Source organism: Microbacter margulisiae, assembly GCF_014192515.1.
GTDB classification, from domain to species: Bacteria; Bacteroidota; Bacteroidia; order Bacteroidales; family Paludibacteraceae; genus Microbacter; species Microbacter margulisiae.
On sequence record NZ_JACHYB010000001.1, the window covers coordinates 1,492,765 to 1,513,594 of the forward strand.

At 40.2% G+C, this 20,830-nt stretch carries 14 protein-coding genes; all 14 read right to left on the reverse strand.

Annotated features, from left to right (window positions below):
- Positions 1-26 precede the first annotated feature (26 nt).
- On the reverse strand, positions 27-2,960 hold the full coding sequence (locus tag FHX64_RS05975; protein WP_183412884.1) for an alpha-amylase family glycosyl hydrolase: 2,934 nt from the start codon (positions 2,958-2,960) through the stop codon (positions 27-29).
- A gap of 341 nt (positions 2,961-3,301) precedes the next feature.
- Positions 3,302-4,477 carry a SusE domain-containing protein gene (locus FHX64_RS05980; protein WP_183412885.1) on the reverse strand — a complete coding sequence of 392 codons (1,176 nt, stop codon included), beginning with the start codon at positions 4,475-4,477 and terminating at the stop codon, positions 3,302-3,304.
- Between the two features lie 76 nt (positions 4,478-4,553).
- On the reverse strand, positions 4,554-6,191 hold the full coding sequence (locus tag FHX64_RS05985) for a RagB/SusD family nutrient uptake outer membrane protein (RefSeq protein ID WP_183412886.1): 1,638 nt from the start codon (positions 6,189-6,191) through the stop codon (positions 4,554-4,556).
- Between the two features lie 12 nt (positions 6,192-6,203).
- Positions 6,204-9,230: a SusC/RagA family TonB-linked outer membrane protein gene (locus tag FHX64_RS05990; RefSeq protein WP_246392321.1), complete on the reverse strand. Its 3,027-nt coding sequence runs from the start codon at positions 9,228-9,230 to the stop codon at positions 6,204-6,206.
- Between the two features lie 397 nt (positions 9,231-9,627).
- Positions 9,628-10,944, reverse strand: coding sequence for an alpha-amylase family glycosyl hydrolase (locus FHX64_RS05995; RefSeq protein WP_183412887.1), 1,317 nt, complete (start codon positions 10,942-10,944; stop codon positions 9,628-9,630).
- A gap of 204 nt (positions 10,945-11,148) precedes the next feature.
- Positions 11,149-11,793 carry an outer membrane lipoprotein periplasmic chaperone LolA1 gene (lolA1, locus tag FHX64_RS06000; protein ID WP_183412888.1) on the reverse strand — a complete coding sequence of 215 codons (645 nt, stop codon included), beginning with the start codon at positions 11,791-11,793 and terminating at the stop codon, positions 11,149-11,151.
- Positions 11,794-11,859: 66 nt separating this feature from the next.
- The gene (locus FHX64_RS06005) at positions 11,860-12,201 is read right to left on the reverse strand and encodes a hypothetical protein (RefSeq protein ID WP_183412889.1); all 342 of its coding nucleotides are present in this window, start codon (positions 12,199-12,201) and stop codon (positions 11,860-11,862) included.
- Positions 12,202-12,291: 90 nt separating this feature from the next.
- Positions 12,292-13,215 (reverse strand): alpha/beta hydrolase, encoded by a 924-nt coding sequence (locus FHX64_RS06010; protein WP_183412890.1) that lies wholly within the window; start codon positions 13,213-13,215, stop codon positions 12,292-12,294.
- Positions 13,216-13,482: 267 nt separating this feature from the next.
- Positions 13,483-14,439, reverse strand: a complete 957-nt coding sequence (ftsY, locus tag FHX64_RS06015; protein ID WP_183412891.1) for a signal recognition particle-docking protein FtsY — start codon at positions 14,437-14,439, stop codon at positions 13,483-13,485.
- A 553-nt stretch (positions 14,440-14,992) separates the two neighbouring features.
- On the reverse strand, positions 14,993-15,514 hold the full coding sequence (locus tag FHX64_RS06020; RefSeq protein ID WP_183412892.1) for a TlpA family protein disulfide reductase: 522 nt from the start codon (positions 15,512-15,514) through the stop codon (positions 14,993-14,995).
- Between the two features lie 35 nt (positions 15,515-15,549).
- Positions 15,550-16,155: a hypothetical protein gene (locus FHX64_RS06025; RefSeq protein WP_183412893.1), complete on the reverse strand. Its 606-nt coding sequence runs from the start codon at positions 16,153-16,155 to the stop codon at positions 15,550-15,552.
- A gap of 60 nt (positions 16,156-16,215) precedes the next feature.
- Positions 16,216-16,410, reverse strand: a complete 195-nt coding sequence (locus FHX64_RS06030; RefSeq protein ID WP_183412894.1) for a hypothetical protein — start codon at positions 16,408-16,410, stop codon at positions 16,216-16,218.
- A 76-nt stretch (positions 16,411-16,486) separates the two neighbouring features.
- Positions 16,487-17,623, reverse strand: coding sequence for a peroxiredoxin family protein (locus FHX64_RS06035; RefSeq protein ID WP_183412895.1), 1,137 nt, complete (start codon positions 17,621-17,623; stop codon positions 16,487-16,489).
- A 285-nt stretch (positions 17,624-17,908) separates the two neighbouring features.
- The gene (locus tag FHX64_RS06040; protein WP_183412896.1) at positions 17,909-20,311 is read right to left on the reverse strand and encodes an outer membrane beta-barrel family protein; all 2,403 of its coding nucleotides are present in this window, start codon (positions 20,309-20,311) and stop codon (positions 17,909-17,911) included.
- Between the last annotated feature and the right edge of the window lie 519 nt (positions 20,312-20,830).

Genomic DNA, 20,830 nt, shown 5'->3' on the forward strand with positions numbered 1-20,830 from the left:
AATCTTCAGAAAGAACAAATAAAAACCTATTTTTTACTTACTTTTACCACTTGTACTGTTCCGTCATCAAAATGAATACGTCCAATGTACATCCCTGATGGCAAGGAACTCAGTGATATAGAGTTAGATTCAAAAGGCTGATTTAAAACTTCCATTCCGCTGAGATTCATAATTTCGATAGACTTGGCATTATTCCCTGTCACAAATAGTTCATCTGACGTCGGATTAGGATAAATATGCACTTTATCAACAGTTGTTGACGTAACGGCAGTATTAATTGGCAAATTGACAGGCTGATCTGTATAAACACGCAATCCAAATTCAGGCAAAGTCAGTGACATATTGGGATCTGTAACATTAAGAGACTGCCCGGTAATCAAATCATACCATGTACCTGTCTTGCCAAATGCCGGATATGCGGTAATAGAACCTGTACCCGTGAAGTTTCCTAAAATTATAGCAGTTATCGTATCGTTTGTCAAATAAATACGCCGCCCGCTACTCCAGTCACTTGTAGAAACCTGCCAATTCCACGCAACAGGATTTGAAAATAATGTTGGATATTCATCTCTGAAATTCAATATTTTGGCATAGGTATCATGTAGTGTCTTGCGTGCCGGGATATTCAGATAATTCCACATCGCAGGTACTGGACTGGTAATATTATTTCCACTCGCATCCTTCGAATTATAATCAGCACCCAACTCGCCAAATTCCCACATCATCCGGGGGCCAGGGCCTAAAAACACAAATGCACCACAAACAGCTAATTGTTTCATCACATTCGTTGTGTCCTGAACATCCGTTACTCCCCATGTAATAGCTTTATAGCCCATACGGTATTCATCATGGCTTTCTGCATACGAAACCCGATTTGTAGGCAAGGTAACAGTACCACCCGATTGAGAAGCCGATGCTAAAGGTGAAAAATCTGAACCACTTGAGTAACCCATAGCAGCCTGATCAAACGAGCCTGAAACGTTTCTCCAAAGCATGGCACCATGAGCCGCCAGAGTGTCTTCCTCCTGATCTACACAAAAGTGTTCAAGGATACAGTAAGCTTTCGGATTGACAGTTTTTACGGCATTAATATATGTTTCGATATTATTGACCCTGCTTTGATCGTAGTCACTGCATTGGATCGTTGTACTCGACGTTGCCATTGGTGATCCAACGGATACCGTTTGTGTAAAACCTTTACTTAAATCAAACCGGAATCCGTCAACATGATAATTCTCCAGCCAAAATTGCAGAGCTCTCGATAACCAAGCTTTAACGGGAGCATAGGTATGTTTAATATCGTTTCCGACACTATAAGGATGTGGCGCCAATGCATTGTAATAGGGATTTGTAGGGGCCGGACGATTATTGGCTGCATCCCAGTATACCATACAATATGGACTTAATCCCCAGGTGTGGTTGAATACAACATCAAGAATCACGGCCATTCCCCGTTTGTGGCATTCATCGATAAACAGTTTATATTCATTCTCAGGACCATATGCTTTATCAGGAGCAAAATAGAAATTCGGATTATATCCCCAACTGTTATTCCCGTCAAACTCCATGATAGGCATTAGTTCCACCGCATTAACTCCCAGACTCTTGAGATAGTCCAGCTTTTGAATAGCGGCCTGCACCGATCCTTGTGTTGTAAAATCTCTAAACAGCATTTCATAAATGGTTAACTGGCTCTGTGGAGGTGCTTTAAAGGTAGGATCCTGCCATTGATACCGGTAATTGGTAGAATCAATCCGGAAGCATGACAAAATACCACTGGTCAGGCTTGATGGATATTTTCGTAAATTAGGATAAATGGTATAGGTTTGATTGATATATTGATCATTATTCGGATCAAGTATCTTTTGGCAATAGGGGTCGCCTACCCGTACCGCACTTGCGCCAGGCCCTTTTAATCCTGTCACATAATATTGATAAGCATATTCCGTAGTATCATTCAGCCCTTTGACAGTTAACCAGTAAAAATAAACAGGTACACCATAAGTTGAGCTTTCCGCCTGACGGTTCATCATGTAATTATTGTCCAATTTAAAGTTATTGAAGTCGCCAAGAAGGAACACTTGCGTATTACCCTGAACGACAGTTCCATCATAGCCAAGAGAAAAACAGAACGTTACTGAACCATCCGAATTGACAGTAACTCCTTCTTTTAACCCCGATGGCCTGGCGGCAACAACCTGGGGTTTAGGGACACAAACATAGGTTGTGTCATACATGGTGACACTGTTTGACACCACTTTGGCAATGATATAATAATTGCCTGCGGTTGAATAAGTATATGAGGTAGTTAATGTATTTATATTCGTACCCTGGGCAATCGGTGTGCCACTGGCAATATTTGCAGTAGATGTTGTTCCGGTATATAAATACATGTTGCATGAATTTGTCCCGTTCGAAGCATTGGCAGTTATTGTAGTAGCCGTATTTAAGGGGACTAATGCGTTATTTGTTGGTGAAGCTATCTGAAGATTTAATCCCGGTTGAAAGACAGGGACATAAATATTGCTGGTTTGTGCTGATCCGTCGGCAGTGCGGAAGACAAAAGCCAATTGTTTGACAATTGTATCGGCAGGAATTCCGTAGTACGTGTTGATATCAGGAGAAATACTTAATTGCCATTTATATTTTGAACCCGCTACAGCAGTCAAAGTATTAGCTGTGGTATTGGCTAACGAACTGTTTGACCCATTTGGCCATGGCGTTAGCACATATTTCCAATCGTCACTGTTTGTACTACCCGGGGTAATAACTCCCGTGTGAGCATAAATAGGGCCTGCAGTACCACTCAAAGATGATACTGTAGAGTCGTTAAAAATAACAGTCACAGCAGAACCACTTTGTTGGATCACAATAGGAGGATTCGTTGTCACCTGTGCATCTAATAGTGTAGTGCTAAGTGAAAATATAGCGACGAAAAAGAACAGGAGATGTTGCTTCATGGCATTTCTTTTGAATAAAAACCCCGACCAATAGAATACATATGTTTTTTGATCGGGGTTTATATACTTAATATTCAGTTTTTAGTTATACACGGGAGTCAACGTATCGATGATGTTCGATAATTCCCGGCAAGTTCAAAACCTGCCGGAAAAATCGCATCATCTTTCATCAATTCTTTACCCATGTAAAGGCGTTTCTATGATTTTTGCCATAATCTCATTGATCCGGACCCTAAGTCAGACTATGGATTCCTGACAAATATTTAATTCTCAAAATTCAAATTACGAATGGAGTTCAGTTATATAATTCTGCAATAGACCTCAACTCGTAATATGCTATTTTATTGTATAAAATAAAAACAGCCATCGATATCATTAAAGAACACCTTATAGGTTCCTTTTAAGAATGGAATATTTGTACCACCATTCGTCCCAAGACCTATAGGGAACGTACCTGCGCCCCAATTATAAGTCCAAGCGCCATCAGCACGGAATTTGCAGCCGCCAGTACCCACCGGGGGAGTGAAATCGCTTGTAAACGTATATGTTGTGTACCAAATATGATTATTGGCTCCTGCTGCTGGATCTGCTGCGGTAAGAGCGACATCACTTGCCCATCCATTAAATTCTCCGATCAACCCCATAGAAGTATAATTTACGGATGGAGCCGTTGCAGCTACAATTGTGAACGTATTCGTAATAGAGTTTAATGTGATTGTGTAATATCCATCCGAAGGCACAACAAAGTTCTTTGAACTGCTTGACAATACAGGAGTAAGAGCACCGTCTGAACTTCCCCATGAAGGATCTGACCAGCTCATAGAATTATCTACCACTTTAAATGGATTTGCATGTTCAAAATAGCCAGTATAAGTAAATGTACCAGCACCGCTATTAAGATATGCTTTACCAGACACAACACTCAGCGGGAACATAGATGCCCCAATGCCGTCTTTTGAATAATTCCACTTGCCATCACCCATTCCAATGATATACCATGAGCTTGGTGTCGCAATAGTATAAGACTTTAATGAAAGAATAGGAATAATGATTAAGGTTTGAGTGTTGGAGTAAGTTGGAATTTTGCTAGCGCCAATGGTCGTCATCACACGAATATCAAAACTTGTACGTACACCTGCAGGAGCATTAAATGTTTTTGCATCCGTAATGATTGTATATAGTTGGCTAATGGTCACCGGAAGACTATCAGTTGTCGCAGAGGTCACGGTCTGAGCATTTGCAAAATTATCACCTGTTTTATCAATTTGAAGGCTATAAGTAACTGTTGTGCCTATACCATAATTTGCTGCAGTACCCGTAAAGGTGTCTGCCAGACCTGTGCTGTCCATATTCAGTACATAAGCCGCTGAATCTTTATTGTAAGCGCTTGTAGAGTGACTTGGTGCATTCAAAACCGGTGCTACAGGATTAGCCAGAATCATCATTTTAGGATCATTATTACATGCAGCAAGCAATATCAGCGCCAAAAGCGGGAAAAATATTCTAAATTTCTTCATAACATTATGTTTTTATAAATTTATAGCCTGACCAAGAGCCTGTAATAGTTAATTACAAGCTCTCAATCAAACAAAATCAATTATAACCAGGATTTTGCTTCAGGTTGGGATTGGCATTTAAGTCAGAAGAAGGAAGAGGATATACATTATAATGATTATCAACTCCAGTTCCATTTTTGACTCCACCCTTCCATTGCCAGAGATAGGAAGAAGATGTCAAATCGCCAAACCGTACCAAGTCTGTACGACGGGTTGCTTCAGCAAACATTTCGCGGGCACGTTCTTCAAGGATAAATGGCAATGTCAATTGCGATGAGGTAATTTCAAGATCCGTAAATCCGCCACTACCCTCAGCCCTGTCACGCAAATCATTAATATATTGCAAAGCAGTAGCTTTATCACCCCCTGCTCCACCCCGCAAAACAGCTTCAGCATACATCAAATAGACATCTCCCAATCGTAATATCGGAAATGCACCTGTTGCAAAAGAAGCTGTACTTTTAACGCCTGTACTACTATAATTAACATATTTCAACAAAGGAGTACCTTGTTCAAATTGTGTATTATCATCTATGCTCGGATGATTAAATCCCTGATAAAGCATGGAATAACGCTGATCCAAAGTATAATTAGTCTCTTCATTGGTAAACCGGGCAACGAATTCCGGCACAGCTCTGTTGCCACCCCATGCGCCTGGAGCGTTAGTAATGCTTTGATTTTTACTATCTACCATACTACATTCCAAAAACATTAGGCCACCCCAAGTTGTCAGGTTAGTGCCGTCATAAATATTTGGGAAAATAATTTCCTGTGATTTATAGTTATCCGTGGTGAATAAATTCTGATAAGTTGGCTCTAGTTTGTATCCTGCAGCAATCACCTTATTGCAATTCGTCAAACATGAATCATAATACTGGGTATTATTGGTTCCCAAATAGGTATTGGCATTGAGGTAAACACGTGCTAACAATGCCCAGGCAGCAGCTTTATTAGCATGACCATAAGTTGGGCCATACCCTACAGCAGGAGCGTCTAAATCAGCTTGGCAAGAATTCAGCTCAGTTGTAATATAATTCAAAATTTGCTGTGCTGTTGCATAGGGTGGAAGTGTTGGAGTACCTATGGGACTGGAATCTGTTACCAGAGGCCCGTTACGGAAGAGATCCAATACATTATCATAACATAGTGCACGCAAGAAACGAGCCTCGGCACGGAACGTATGAATGGAGTCGATCAACGAAGTTGAACATCCGCGTGATTGCAATTGAGCATCTGTTGTTTCTTGTAAAAACGAGGTTGCAATGGTAATCTGATAATACAACCGTGCATAAAATCCATTCAGAAAGATATCCGTAGGAGTCCAAGAGAAAGTGTGAAAATTTTGAATGGTATTGTCATTCCAACAACACATTGCTTCGTCAGTAGGCAACTCCTCTAAATTCCAGAGAGGACGCAAATAGCCGGCTTGGCTACCGCCATCATATCCTGAAATATCCAATTGATTATCTCCTCCCTGCAAACCACCAGTCGAGAAGCCGGCATAAATTTTTGCCAAATACTCAATATATGGAGTTGCAGTATTCTTAAAAGTTGCGGTAGCAGTCGATACTTTAGTATCAAGTGGCGTCACATTCAGATCGTTTGTACACGAACTTAAAGAAAGTATAGCTAGTGCAACAGCAGAAACTATCGTCAAATATTTTATTTTTTTCATTGTATTTGCAATTTAAAAATTAACTCTTAAGCCTAAGATATAGACACGTGGACGTGGATAAATATTATTATCAATACCACCATTCACTTCAGGATCCAATCCTTTGTATTTAGTGATCACAAAAGGATTTTGAACAGTACCATATATGCTGGCACTCAGTTTAGTATCAAACAGATGGTCAAAGTTATATCCAAGAGTCATATTATCCATTCGCAAGAAAGAGGCATTCTGAATAAAATAATCAGAAAAATATTGGATAGTATTGAATCCTGTAGCTATTGCACTGTGAGTTGTATTAGACAAATACCCGGATGAAGTATATGTGCCTACTAACCCATCCTGACCAGCAGCGTTGTTGTTATAATTATAATTGCCTATATCAGCATGCATTGCAAAATTGAAGAACCACTTTTTATAAGTCATTTTTGAAGCAAATCCCATGGTCCAAGGAGGCGTTCCGGTGTGTTTACTGATATACATTCCCCCATTTCCATAAGCTCCTTCAATAGGTTGACCTTTAGAATCGTACAATTGATGATAAACGTAATAAGCACCCAATGGATGTCCTACTGCAATCAACTCAATATAATTTCCAGTGCCTCCGCTTATAGCTCCAGTAGTTATACCTGGATAATTAGCAGTACCAGAGCGGGTTAATTTAGTTACATTGTTATAGTTATAACTTGCATTCAAGTTTACATCCCAGGTAAAGTCATGGGTAATAATTGGCCTGCCGCCTAAGGTGACTTCAACCCCTTTATTCTCCAGGCTACCAATATTTTGCAATAAATTATTGGTAAAATTGGTACCTGCAGCCACAGGGATCACATTCAACAAATTATTGGTAATTCGTTTATAAACATCTACGCTACCAGTGAAACGCTGATTCATAAACCCAAAATCAACTCCTGCATTATAGGTCGTACATGTTTCCCATTTTAAATTTGTATTATACCAGTTTGGACGTATCAACTGATACCAATTATTTCCAAACTCGTAAGCAGCTCCATTATTAGCTGTACTTGTTGTGTAGTTTGGAATATATGGGTAATAACCAATAAATACACCATTAACAGTAGGAGGTATGTCTTGTTGACCTGTCAGTCCATAACCTAAGCGTAATTTCAAATCACTTAACCAGTTTACATTTTTCAGAAACGATTCATCTTTTATCTTCCATGCAAATGCTGCCGATGGAAACACTCCATAACGATTGCCCGGTGCGAAACGGGAAGTTCCGTCATTACGTATAGTAGCAGTCAACAAATATTTGTCCAGTAAAGTATAATTCAAACGACCATAAAAGGAAACCATATAATATTCCTCAGGAGTATCTACCCGCGGTACATTTTGTCCTGGATTTGTCGCATATGTGGTTGAATTCCAACTGGTGTCAAAATACTTTTGCCATGAATACCCTCCCATGATATCTATTGAATTAATCCCTAACGTTTTTTTATAGTTCAGGTAGAAATCCAATAAAGTATTCACTTTAGACTGATAGTAAGGATTATATTCAGCAGAACCTGTTTTGTCCGAGCCCCATACATAGGACATCGGAGAATTAGCCGCAATTACAACCGAACCATTAGCATGTGATAAATCGTATGCTAAATTCAAATTGGCATGCAAATCTGGTAACCAATGTACTCGATAATCCATTTGCATACTTCCTGAACTTTGATAAACCCACGAATCATTCTGTTCCTGTGTCAAGGCGGACAAAGGATTGCAAGTACCTAAAGACAAAGGTTGTCCATTACTACCCATCCACATAAAGTATCCATTGCCATAATTTTTACCAATTGTAGAATTAACACCATTGGTTGCATAAACCGGCTGGGTGGGATCCATTGACTCAGCTGCACCAATAGCACCAGTATTTCCAAAGCTATTTACAATATAAGCGCCAGTTAGATTGACATTCATTTTTAAATCATCATTCAAGAAGGAAGGGCTTAAATTCACAGAAGCGGTAGTACGCTTAAAATAAGTAGTTTTCAAAATACCGCTCTGATCTGTATAACCTACCGATACGCGATAAGGCAATATCCCTGTTGATCCAGAAACACTTAAATTATGATCCTGACTAATCGCTGTCTGGTAAATTTCTTTTTGCCAATTCGTATTTGCGGTACCTAATAAAGCTGCTTTTGTATTCATCCCTGTTGAAGCATCGGCCCAATACGTATCGATAAAATGACGATACTCATCAGCAGAAAGAACATCCATCAATTTAGAATTAACACTGGCAGATGTATTGCCATCATAAGAGATAGAAAGTTTCTGATGTAGTCTCCCTTTTTTTGTAGTAATCAGGATAACCCCATTGGAAGCACGAGAACCGTAGATCGCAGTTGCAGATGCATCTTTCAAAACAGTAACCGTCTGAATGTCCTGTGGATTAATAAAAGAAAGTGGATTGGCAACCCCATTAACACCTTCAGGAGTCAAAGGAACTCCATCAACAACAAACAAAGGTTGATTGCTGGCATACACAGAAGATCCACCACGCACCAGAATGGAAGCTGAACTACCAGGAGCACCGCCATCCGTAGTAATATTTACCCCTGCAATTTGACCAGCTAGGAGATCTGTCATTGAAGTTGCCAGCCCTTTGGTCAGTTTGTCAGCATTGATAGCTACTACTGATCCTGTTAAGTCGCTTTTCTTTACTGTACCATAACCAATGGCTACGACTTCATTCAAAGCAACAGCCGATTGTTTCAGATCTACAACAAAATGAGATTTTCCTTCTACAGGAACATCCACTGTTTGGTATCCAATATAGGAAACGCTTAACGTGGCTTTAGCAGGTACTGTCAACGAGAAATTACCATTCGCATCGGTAATAGTTCCGGTTGTTGTCCCTTTTACGACAACGTTTGCTCCAATAATTGTTTCCCCCGTACTGGCGTCTTTAACGACACCTTTCACAAAAATGTTTTGGGCTGTCATACTCATCACAAAGAGCAATGAGACAAGCATCATACCCAATCTACGCAGCGTTAGCGCAGAAATAGCATTCAAGTTCTTCATGCATTAATAAATTAATTGTTAACACTCAATTCAATCTACCACAAGTGGGGCTCTTCCACAGAGATAAATTCTTGACAAAAATAGAACGACAAAAAACGATTTAATGTTGCAAACGATTTTTTTACGCTAAAAAAGACCGCAAACGTTTGTTGAATGCAATTTAGCGACAAAAAGATAGGATTTAAGTTAATTTACAGGAATATAAATGCTAAAATCAGAGGATTTTGCAACAAGAAAATGCCTTTTCAACCATATTCCAAACAACATTGTTTTGCACAAAGACATTATTGTACAAAGCAAACGATAGCAGACCGAAACAGTTTCGATAGCAAAAGAGAGATTCTTGTTGTTTGCTTAACTTATAAAGCAAACAACAAGAGGCTATAACATCATTTATTCAATTATTTTCCAGCACCATGTATGAATACGGCTGCAGAGTCATCTGGGAAGATAGCGTTACCGGATTTCCCGTAAATACATCTTTCCATGTAGAATTTGCCAGGGACGAAGGAACCGTGTAATTGATCACTGCATTCCTCAGGTTATCCATGACAAATACAGTATCTGCATTTAATGTTTTGGTAAATGCGCATACATCATAACTGCAGTACGAGGTTAATGTTCCTCTCCTTACAGCAGCATTGCTGTTTCTAAAAGCTATGATTTTCTTGTATGTTGCTGTAACTCCCGGATTGATGCTCCAGTCGATGACGGTTGTGGTAAAGGGAAAGGTAAGCCGGTATGGCGTTGCAACCTCTTGCCCATTGTATATAAAAGGAACTCCTTTCATGTAGGCTACAACAACAAAGGCAGCCATCGAACCGTTGGTTCCTCCAAAAAGATCCAGAGGGGTTCCATCGGAACTGTTTACATCATGGTTGGTCAGGTACCTGACAATTTGATTCTGATCGGTGGAGGCTCCCTGATATTCTGTTGTATTGGCATTATTAATCAATGTACTCACCGACTGATCGTTGCCATAGATCGACTTTAATGCCCCATAAAAGTCAAAACCAAAATTATAATCGAATCCGGAAGTATAATTGGCCGCACGTGTCCCTTCTGCCAGCATCAAATATTTGTGTGCGGGAGTGATTGCATTGAGACTGTCATTGGCCTGCACCCAGAAATCGGCAGGGGCAAAGTCTGCATAATCACACCGAAAGCCATCAATATTTGCTGTCAAAACCCAATACTTCATGGCTTTTATCATCGCAAGCCGCATGGTTTGATTCTGATAGTTTAATTCAGCTACATCCGTGTATCCGTTTGGACTTTGAATATTCCCGCTTGCATCTTGCACATACCATGATTTATTGTTAATCCACGAACAATCCCATGATGTACCATCAGTAATCCAATCCAGGATTACTGCCATTCCCCGGCTATGAGCACCGGCAACAAGATTTCTCAGGTCGGTAAGGCTCCCAAACTCAGAACCAACGGCTTCATTATCTTTTATACAATACGGGGAGTCGAAGGCTTTTAATGTGCCTACCGGATAAATAGGCATCAGGTAGATCACATTTACCCCTAAAGCTTTAATGCTGTCTAAACGGTTAATGACTCCCTGAAAATTATGGGTTGAGCTGAAGCAGCGCATGTTCACCTGATAAATCACGGCATCACGGCTATCAGGAACTCCTGTAAACGGTGTCCCATATTGTACTACTGTGTCTGAAGCAGCAGAGGATGACACAGCAGAGGCAATCACACTATTTTTACTGCAGCTGCCAAGCAGCAAACCTAAACAGACAAACAGACACAACCGGTACATTGGCTAAGATTATTAAGATTAGGGCGCAAATGTATTGCTTTTGAACAAATCACAGCCGAAATCTGTTTGTTTCTCCTCTAAAAAGCCATGCAAACGTATGCTGCATCCAATTGGGTTTGATCAATTGGTAGTGTTCAGGAGTTAGCGTAAATCATTTACCGAAATGCCATGATACGCTTTCACATCAAAAACAAAGGTGTTATTATTCAACGCAGGAAGTTGTTGAAAAGAATGAATGGTAATATAGGTATGGGTTCCATCCCGGCCAAAAACAATAATCGATTGAGGATAATGAGTTTGCGGATTAAGACGGAGTTCTATTTTAAATTCAGCCGCAGCCTGATTGGCCGGAAAAAGATCAATGACTTCCGTAGCAGGGGTGCTTCGAACGTTTGGATCGAAGATGATCTTTGCTGCCTTTCCTTCATAGTTTGACAGTATAGCCAAAGGATTCATCGCTTGCTGGTCTCTTCCCGAAACGGATGCAATCGTTACTTCGTTATTATCGGGTTGATATACCCATTCTGTTTTTCCATCGAAATAAGAAACCGAGCCATCCATGACCAGTTTAAACATAGCCCCTTTCATCCATATCGTTCCGGTTACGGTCTGTTTCCTTTTTGCTGTAGGCATATCAATGATAGTGGAAAAATTCATTTTCACACTCGAATACTTCATGATGGCAACAGCCTTTTCAAATGCTGCTTTTGCCTTAGGTTCCTGCTGCCCAAACATAGCAAACGTCGTCAGCACAAAAACACCCAAAATCGCCAGTTTCTTATACATAGTCCTTAATTTTCTCTTCTTTTTATCAGTAAAGCTCTACAAAAATTTCACAACACCATTTCCCGGTTAAGCGATAGTCAACACCTTAGCAGTTTTTTTCTGAACAGCCACAATATCATTCATGGTAGCAATAACGCCCACCTGTACCTTATCCAATAAAGAAAAAAATGTCAGGCAGGTTTTGCAGATCAAAATCACAGATCCCTTCTCATTAAGCTGCTGCAATTCGGGCAATACCTCTGATCCCTCGCAAGCCAGCTTGACACCGTCCGCATAAAGCGTAATGAACGACGGATAAAACTCCTCGGTCAGCAGTGATTTCAAATAATTTTTCATCAGGAGTTTTTCTAATTCTTCAGGAGCATTCCCCATCCCGGTTTTCGACAATTGCAAAACAACATTTTCCATCGCTCAAATTGATTAAGAATTGCGTATTCTTTCTATATATAATAAGGTATAGGGGTCAATGCACCAAGCACAAACCGGTCCCTATAATTTCTACTTTTGTGTATTAGCAGGAATAAAATGCCTTTCCTCCAGCCAGTTCAGCAATAAGGCTCTCCAATCCTTCCAAAAGGAGATCGTAGTGTTCATTCCCCATCCATGCCCACCTGACGGGAAAATATAAAGGGAAGCCGGAACATGATGGGCATGCAGCGCTTCATAAAAATGAATACTGTTGCTTTGCGGAACGGTATGATCATCATCGCTCAGCATCAATACTGCCGGCGGTGTATTCTTTGTTACATGCAACTCGTTTGAATATTTTTCTACCAATTGTTCTGTAGGATGCTTGCCTAAAAGGTTTTCACGGGAACCCAGGTGCGTTTCGCCCTGTTTCATTGTGATGACCGGATAAAACAACAGCATTAAATCAGGACGTGTTGAATAGCGCATTAACGGATTTGTCGCTGTTGAATCGCCCACATCGTAATGTGTCCCTAACGTCGATGCCAGATGTCCCCCTGCCGAGAAACCGGCTACTGCCACCTTGTTCGGATCAATATGCCACTCGGTTGCATGCGCCCGGATGATACGCATGGCTTCCTTGGCATCAGACAATGGTATGGTAGAATGACCGTTGGGTAACCGGTATTTTAATACAATTCCTGCAATCCCGTGTTCATTCAGCCAGTCGGCAAATTCATAGCCTTCGTGATAAATAGCCTCTTCAATATATCCTCCTCCCGGACAAATCAACACCGCCGCTCCATTGGCTTTGTCCGCAGCCGGAAGCTGCACCGTTATAACAGCTTTCGATATATTAAATACACTATGATGATTCTTGATAAATTCCTTTGCTGTAATGCCGTTACTTTCTGCAGGGCCATTTGGCCAAACCGGCAATTCAAACTTTGTTTGTCCCATGGCAGGGAATGCCAAACTACTCATAATCAAAAGTAAATAAAAAATGATTTTCATTTGGAAAACAGATTTATATGTCTAACAGATTGATTTGCGGATGTAATAATTAAAAAGTCAAGAACCAAGAATCTAAAGAGAACTGCGGTTGAAAGGAACGAAAACATCAGCCGGAAGTACCAAGGTCGAAAGCCAATCTGTTATGGAAATTTTGGATTAACCGAATAGTCGATTTTCCGATTCTTTCTGTAACTTCCTGCTGTTTTATCAGTTATTCTGCTACTCCGTCATTAAGCTATTTGATTCTGCCCACTTGGGAGGTTCTCCTTATTGCTGTTCAAACAAGGTCTCAACGAACTGTTCCCTGTCAAACAACTGCAAGTCTTCCATTTTTTCACCCAAGCCGATATAACGTACCGGGATATGAAACTGATCGGAAATGCCAATCACTACGCCACCTTTTGCCGTACCATCCAGTTTGGTGATCGCCAAAGCCGTCACATGGGTAGCCTTTGTAAATTGTTTTGCCTGTTCAAAAGCATTCTGACCAGTGGAACCATCCAGCACCAGCAATACTTCATGAGGCGCATCCGGAACCACCTTCTGCATGACGTTTTTAATCTTGGTCAGTTCGTTCATCAAATTCACCTTATTATGCAAACGGCCTGCGGTGTCGATAATCACCACATCCGCATCATTTGATGTAGCTGACGTCAAGGTATCAAAAGCCACCGAAGCCGGATCAGATCCCATTTGTTGTTTTACCACAGGAACCCCTACCCGCTCGCCCCAAATCACCAATTGCTCAACCGCAGCAGCCCTGAATGTATCAGCAGCTCCCAAATAAACTTTCTTCCCTGCTTTTTTAAACTGATAGGCCAGTTTCCCGATAGTAGTTGTCTTCCCTACACCATTTACACCCACAACCATAATAACATACGGTTTCTTCGTCAATGCAGCTTCAAAGTCAGCCTCGGTTTCTTTATTGTTTTCTGCCAAAAGTGCAGCTATCTCTTCTTTCAGGATGGCATTCAGCTCTGCCGTATTAATATATTTATCCCGCGCAACACGCTTTTCAATACGGTCAATAATGCGCAATGTCGTGTCTATCCCCACATCCGAAGTCACAAGCACTTCCTCGAGGTTATCCAATACTTCATCGTCAACCTTCGATTTTCCGGCAACCGCCCTTGAAAGTTTTGCAAAAACATTCGATTTGGTTTTGGCTAACCCTTTATCCAATGTCTCCTGCTTATCTTTTGAAAATAGTTGAAAAATACCCATGCGATCTCAGTTTTACAAATTGTCATTTAACTCTACAAAGGTACAAAAAATCAAGGATGATTGCATGTATTGGCCTGTTCTATAAAAAGCAGGGCAGCACAATAAAGACACAATCCTTCTATGTCTGTTCCCGCTTTTTGCAAACTGCCTCTCCTGTTCCCTGTGTTCAAACCTGCTCTGTCAGCATTTGACTGTCGTCTGACAAGACCTACAGACGTTCCGCTTGCACATATATTCGTTTTGTCTGCGTTCGCAGCTCTTTCTCTCCTGTTTTTTCCATTTTTTCTGCGTTCGTTTTTCATTCTCTAGGGTTCGCAGACGTTTCGCTTGCGCATATATTCGTTTTGCCTGCATTAACAGATGTCTCTCTTCTGTTTTTTATGTTTTTGCTTGTGTTCTGCGATCAATTCTTAATGTTTGATCATTAAACAATTGCACAAATAATCGTACAGGAGGGTATCGGGGATGAGGACTCACGTTTGGTGTTTGTTTTAAAAATATACTGGATGGGTACAAGGCTCATGTTGGTTGTTTCCATACAAAATGCTTTATCCTATTTTCCTATGATTTGACTTAATAATTGCTTCAGTTTTGTCAGGTCGTAGTCCTTTTCTTCTTCCTTGTTGTATATCACATAGCCATTCCTGTCTATCAGGTAAAGCTGAGGAATTGGTCCTATGGCGTAACGATTGATTAAATCCCTGTTTGTTATGTAAATCTCTGTCCAGGTAGGCTTTATCTTGGCTATGGCGGCCTTGAATTCGTTATAGTTGTCATCAAGGGAAATAGAAATGAGAGCCAACTTCTCCGGCGAATATTTCTCTCGGATACTTTTTATCTCCGGCATTTCATGCATACATGGGACGCACCACGAAGCCCAGAAATCGAGTAAAACATATTTTCCATGCAGCTTACTCAGGGCAATGGTTTTTCCTGTAATGTCTTTTGCCATAAAATCAGGTGCTTCACCTCCTTTCTTGGTATTGATTCTTCCTGACAGTTTCTTCAGGATTTCTTTACCCTCGAATGTCCGTTTTAAGCTGTCAGGAAATGTCGCATTATAAAACCGAAGCAATTCATTGGCCGGTAGTATGCTGCTTCCGGCTATTTCTAGATTGAAAATCCATATCGAAAAATAGTGGCTTGGATGGAACGATATTCAGGCATGGACAGTTCTTTATGCGCAACTTGCTGTTGTTTGCTTGTTAGCGTATCTTCATATGCTTCATTTTTCGAGTATCGGATACTATCGAAATGGGTCAGATAGTATGTTTTGGAGTCTTGCGATTCTTTTGAAATATAATTGTCTAATTGTTTCTGTCCTTGTTTATCTACCGATAGCGCATTTGTAAGATAAAAATGGCTAAACGGATTGCTTTTCTCTACGTTGTTATCTCTGTAAAAGCGAATAATAGCGGGTTTGTCCGATACCCAAAAACCAAAAGTAGGACTTCCATCTTTTTCAGTGGAGTCAGGGTATGAAATCAATAGTGTGGCATAACGTGAATAGCAACTATCGGCAAGCGTGAAGGAGTTGTTTTTAATCTCTGGTTTGATCTCTCTGTAATTTATCCCGTTGTTATAATCAACGCTCATTTTCTTATAGTCAATTCCGGATGGAAGTTGTACCGTCACTTCGATTTTCTTTTCTCCATAAGAGAATTGACAAACTGTGATCATAAGAACCAGTAACAAATAATTTAATGGGAGTTTCATATAGATAGATTTTAAAGATATGTTGCTAACATGATATAGCAACATATCTTTGTTTAACAATTAACAAATTACACCACAATACGAATTATAACAAATACCATGTTCATTAATATAGCAGCTCCAGTGTCCGCCATTGCAATAAGCCACTTTTTTAGCACAATCATCCACACCGCCGTTTCCTGTAATAATCTTTTTCATCTCAGTTCTACTGAGTTTGCCTTGAATGGTGGCAAGGCTCATTTTTACGGTTTTCATACTAATGAAATTTGAATTGATGGTACGCTATTCTAACAGAGTTTCGGATTCGTGTTTTCCTTCAGACAAACATGTTCTATGGAAGATGCGTCTTTAAAAATTTGGATAGTTCATTCGGAGAGATACTTTTTGCAATAATCTTTCCTTGTTCATTGAGCAGGAAGTTCGATGGGAACACTTCAATACTTAGTTTATGGCATTCTCTTCCGTTAAAGTCCAAATATTGTTTCCAGGGAAGGTGATATTTGTCGATTATAGCTCTCCAATTATTTATATTGTCTTTATCATCTATGGAGATGCCAACAATCATAAATCCTTTATTGTCATACAAGGCATAAATATTTTTCAGATCATTAAATTGTCCGATACAAGCACCGCAATGACTAAACCAGAAATCAATTAATGTATATTTTTTATGAGCAGCTTTAGGATTAAACAAAACCTGTTTCTTTGAATCTGAAATCAATAATTTAGGGAAAATACTACCTATACAAGTAACACTTGCTGCATGTAATTTCTGAGCCAGTATTTCCCCAGTATATGTATTTTTAATCTTAGACGACAGGTGAACATAGATAGAATCATAAATTGATTTATAACCATCTATTGTAAATCGATCAACCAATTCCCATAATGCCACATATGAATTTGGATGGATTTTGGTATACTGAAAAAGGACAGAATCTTTCTTATGTATCAATACATTATATTCTTTTTGAATGTGAAATATCATATCTTGAGGAATCTTAGATTTAAATTCAGCAGATAGACGCGAATGTTCTTCATTTACTTTATTATATCCAGCTTCTACTTCATGGGATGCATTCTTGAAAGAAGTTGTATATTCTGTCATGCAGGAGTTATTGATTTTCGGAATTTCCCATATTGAATCTTTATTACACAAAACATTCTGAACTCCGGGGCAAACAAAGAAGATGTCAGATATGTATATTAATCTGGACTCTTTTTTTAATCCTAATCGAAATGCAAGAGGATATGTGGCATTATTAGTAAAAGCAAATCTTTTGTTTATGACTTGGCTAGCACTAGGACTATTTTTATCCGGATAAAATATATCATCACCAACCGGTATTAATGTTACTGTACCTGAGTCCGAATTTACCATTCCGTGCATGATAATAGATGTATTTCTGGCGAAAACATTCATCATACAAAAAAGCAAAATGATTGGGGGAATTAAATATTTATACATATATGTAAATGATTTTATTTGGGGAGAATATATTCTCCCCAAATTTACATTAAGATACTGAGGTACAAAATTGATTAGGAGTGCCAGCATTTCTAGATTGACAGTTATGTTCTACATTGCAATTTGGATCACAATTTAGAAGACAATTATCTCTTGTTCCAAATTCACTTCCTGCCATTATTTTTTTCATCTCAGTTCTACTGAGTTTGCCTTGAATGGTATAATATAAGGTAGTTCGATAGATTTGTCATAAAGTATTTTGAATCCGGGTATTTTACTACTCCTTTATTTCCCTGCTCTTTCCAAAGCCTTATTTTTCGATTCACGATACACACTGGCTACCCTTTTGTTCCCAAAGGAATAGGTAACGGATACGAACACATCGCGTGCATGAAAATTAAGTTTGTTGATAAAAACATAGGTTGCGTAACGGCGTTCGGTATTATTAAAGTTCTGTCGTAAAATATCTGATGCGTGAATGGCAAATTTCAGGTTGTCATTGAGCATGGAATACCTGAGACTTGCACTGAGAAATGCAAAAGCCCTGGTATCTGTCATTCCATCTATTGAGGGAAAAAACTGGTTGTAGCTGATCTCTCCCAGGAGGGTTTTCTGTTTGTTCATGACAAAGTCGCTGCGTATGCTTGCGGAAGATCCATAACCGTATTGATTCACTGCCTGCAGTTCCGGCCGGTAGGATTTGCTTTCGCAATAGTAGAGCGTACCGTCGCAAAACAGGTTCCACCAATTGAACAGATCCAGGGTATAGTTGGCGTAGATGCCTATCTTATTCATGTTGTACAGGTTCTGTGCCGTTGTGCTCTCTACATTCTGGCTGTTGAATTGCGATACATAATCAATTGCTTTGAGCAGTTGGTAATCCCACAGGTTGATGTTGAGTTTGTTGTTAAGGGAATAGTCGATTTCGATATTGTTTGACAGTTGCGGCAACAGGTATGCATTCCCGGATGCATAGGAATTCACAGTGGAGTAATAGCGGAAGGGGTTCAGGTCATAGAAGCTCGGGCGTTCTATCCGACGGGCATACGACAGCGAGATGGAGTTTTTGTCGTTCGGGTTGTAGAGCACGAAAACCGTGGGGAAGAGTTTTCCGTATGATGATGTGGTTCGCAAACCGGTGGTGGGGGAATAACCGGTCACATGGGTATATTCATAACGTAGCCCTGCCTTCATCGTCCATCGCTTGTTAAGATTCCGGTTGGCGGAGAGGTATGCTGCCGAAGTGTTTTCGTTGTATTTGAATGTATTGGTTCCGGAGGCGTCGATTTCTTTTTCTCCTCCGGTAACATCATAGAGGGTCACATTGCTGTTGTTATTGATCCCGACAAAACTTAATCCGGTCTCTACATCCGCCCATTTGTAGGGTAGGGTGACATCGGCCATGGCCGAATTGATCAGGTAAAAGTTCCTCCCGTAGGTCGACAGCCCTTCTTCGTATTGCCTTGATGTGTTATCTATTGTGGAGGTAAGATCACTGCTGGATGGATTGATATTGGATGAATGGTTATAGGTAAGGCTTACTTTCTTGCCCAGCGTATCAATGGTGTAATCGCAATAGGCGGAGAGGGCAAAGTCATGTATGGGGGCACGGTCGGAAGAGAGGGTATTGATGGTGGAGTCCATCGTGCCTGTGATTTTATTGAAATAGGAACTGTGGCAGGTGTTGGTTCCCGTAGTTTTCCAGAGGCTATAGTCTATAGTGGCTCCCACGTCTATCTTCGAGGTCAGTTGATATTGCAGGATGCTGTTGAAAGAATACATCCCCAAGTTGAATAGTCTATGTTCGTCAGACTGGATGGTGCTGTTTGCAAAATCATACGTGGCGTTATCGTCATTAATGCCTTTGATGCCATTATAGTTTAACCCGGTCATCATTTCAAATTTCTTTGACCGGTAGTTGAGATTGACTCCGCCTAATACGGAAGTTTGTTCATTATCAAACGCACTTCCGTTCACTGTACCTTGCAAACCCAGGGAGGGATCTTTCTTCAGCACAATATTAATGAAGCCGCTGTTCCCTTCGGCGCTGTATTTGGCTGGTGGCAGGGGGATCACTTCAATCCTTGCAATATCTTCAGCTTGCAACGAACGCAAACGGGCGGCAATCTCTTCTTCCGGCATGTGCAGGATGCGTCCGTTAATCATGACTACTACATTGCCTTTCCCAATCATCTGCAGGGCGCCATCGGGACTTACTTCAAGACGGGGTGTACGGGCAAGTACTTCCAGTCCATTCAGTCCTTTGCTGAAACGGTCATTCTCCACATTGAATACCAACCGGTCTACCTTTTGTTCGAATACTCTCTTTTTCCCTTCCACCACTACTTCGTGCAGCATTTGGGTGGGGTCTATGAATATGTTGCCTATATTGACATTGTGCTCCAATAGTAGCGTGGTGTCTTTCAATAGCTTTCCCCATTGCCTGACCTGCATGTCATATTTTCCTTTCCGGACTACGATTGAGAAGACTCCAGAAGTATCGGACAGGGCCTGTTTGACAAAGGTGCTGTCTTTCAACAGGTCGATCTCTGCGAAATCAACGCCCTGGTGGTTTGGGGTTACGACTTTGCCCCGCAACTCCACCTGGCTCCAGATCACCAGGCTATTGAATACAAAGAGCAGTAGCAAACAGCGCCTGCAGGAATGGTTGGTTAATGGAGTATCCATATTATGAGAATATAAAACAATTAAATACTTTATCCTCAAATCGATCACTTAAAACTTCTTGCTAAAAATGATCGCTTTCCTGAATATCAAAGTTGGTGTTTCTTGCCATAGACATACAACATGTATATATTTGGTTCTTGCATGAATCGATTCATTGTTGTCAACATGCTCGTTTATAGAACGCCTTTTGATCTTTAATGTTGGCATAGATCATGATGAACTCTCTATTGATACAAATCTTTATTTTTATACCCTAATGAAATATTTCTCTTGCAATTTATTCCTTGCTCTTGCTAAAGTTACACAAAAGAGAAATAGGAAATACGATATTCCCACAAACACGAACTTGACATTACGTATTTTAACCATTTTATCTCTTTAATTATCAAGACTCTGCAAATGCCCGTTTTAAATAAAACTTGACAGCACGAAAAAAAGGAAGGTTTTAATACAAAACAGGCTGTTTTTTCGGCGTAAAAAGAGCAAGTCTCTGCTTTTTTGTCGTTTATCTTAGGAAGC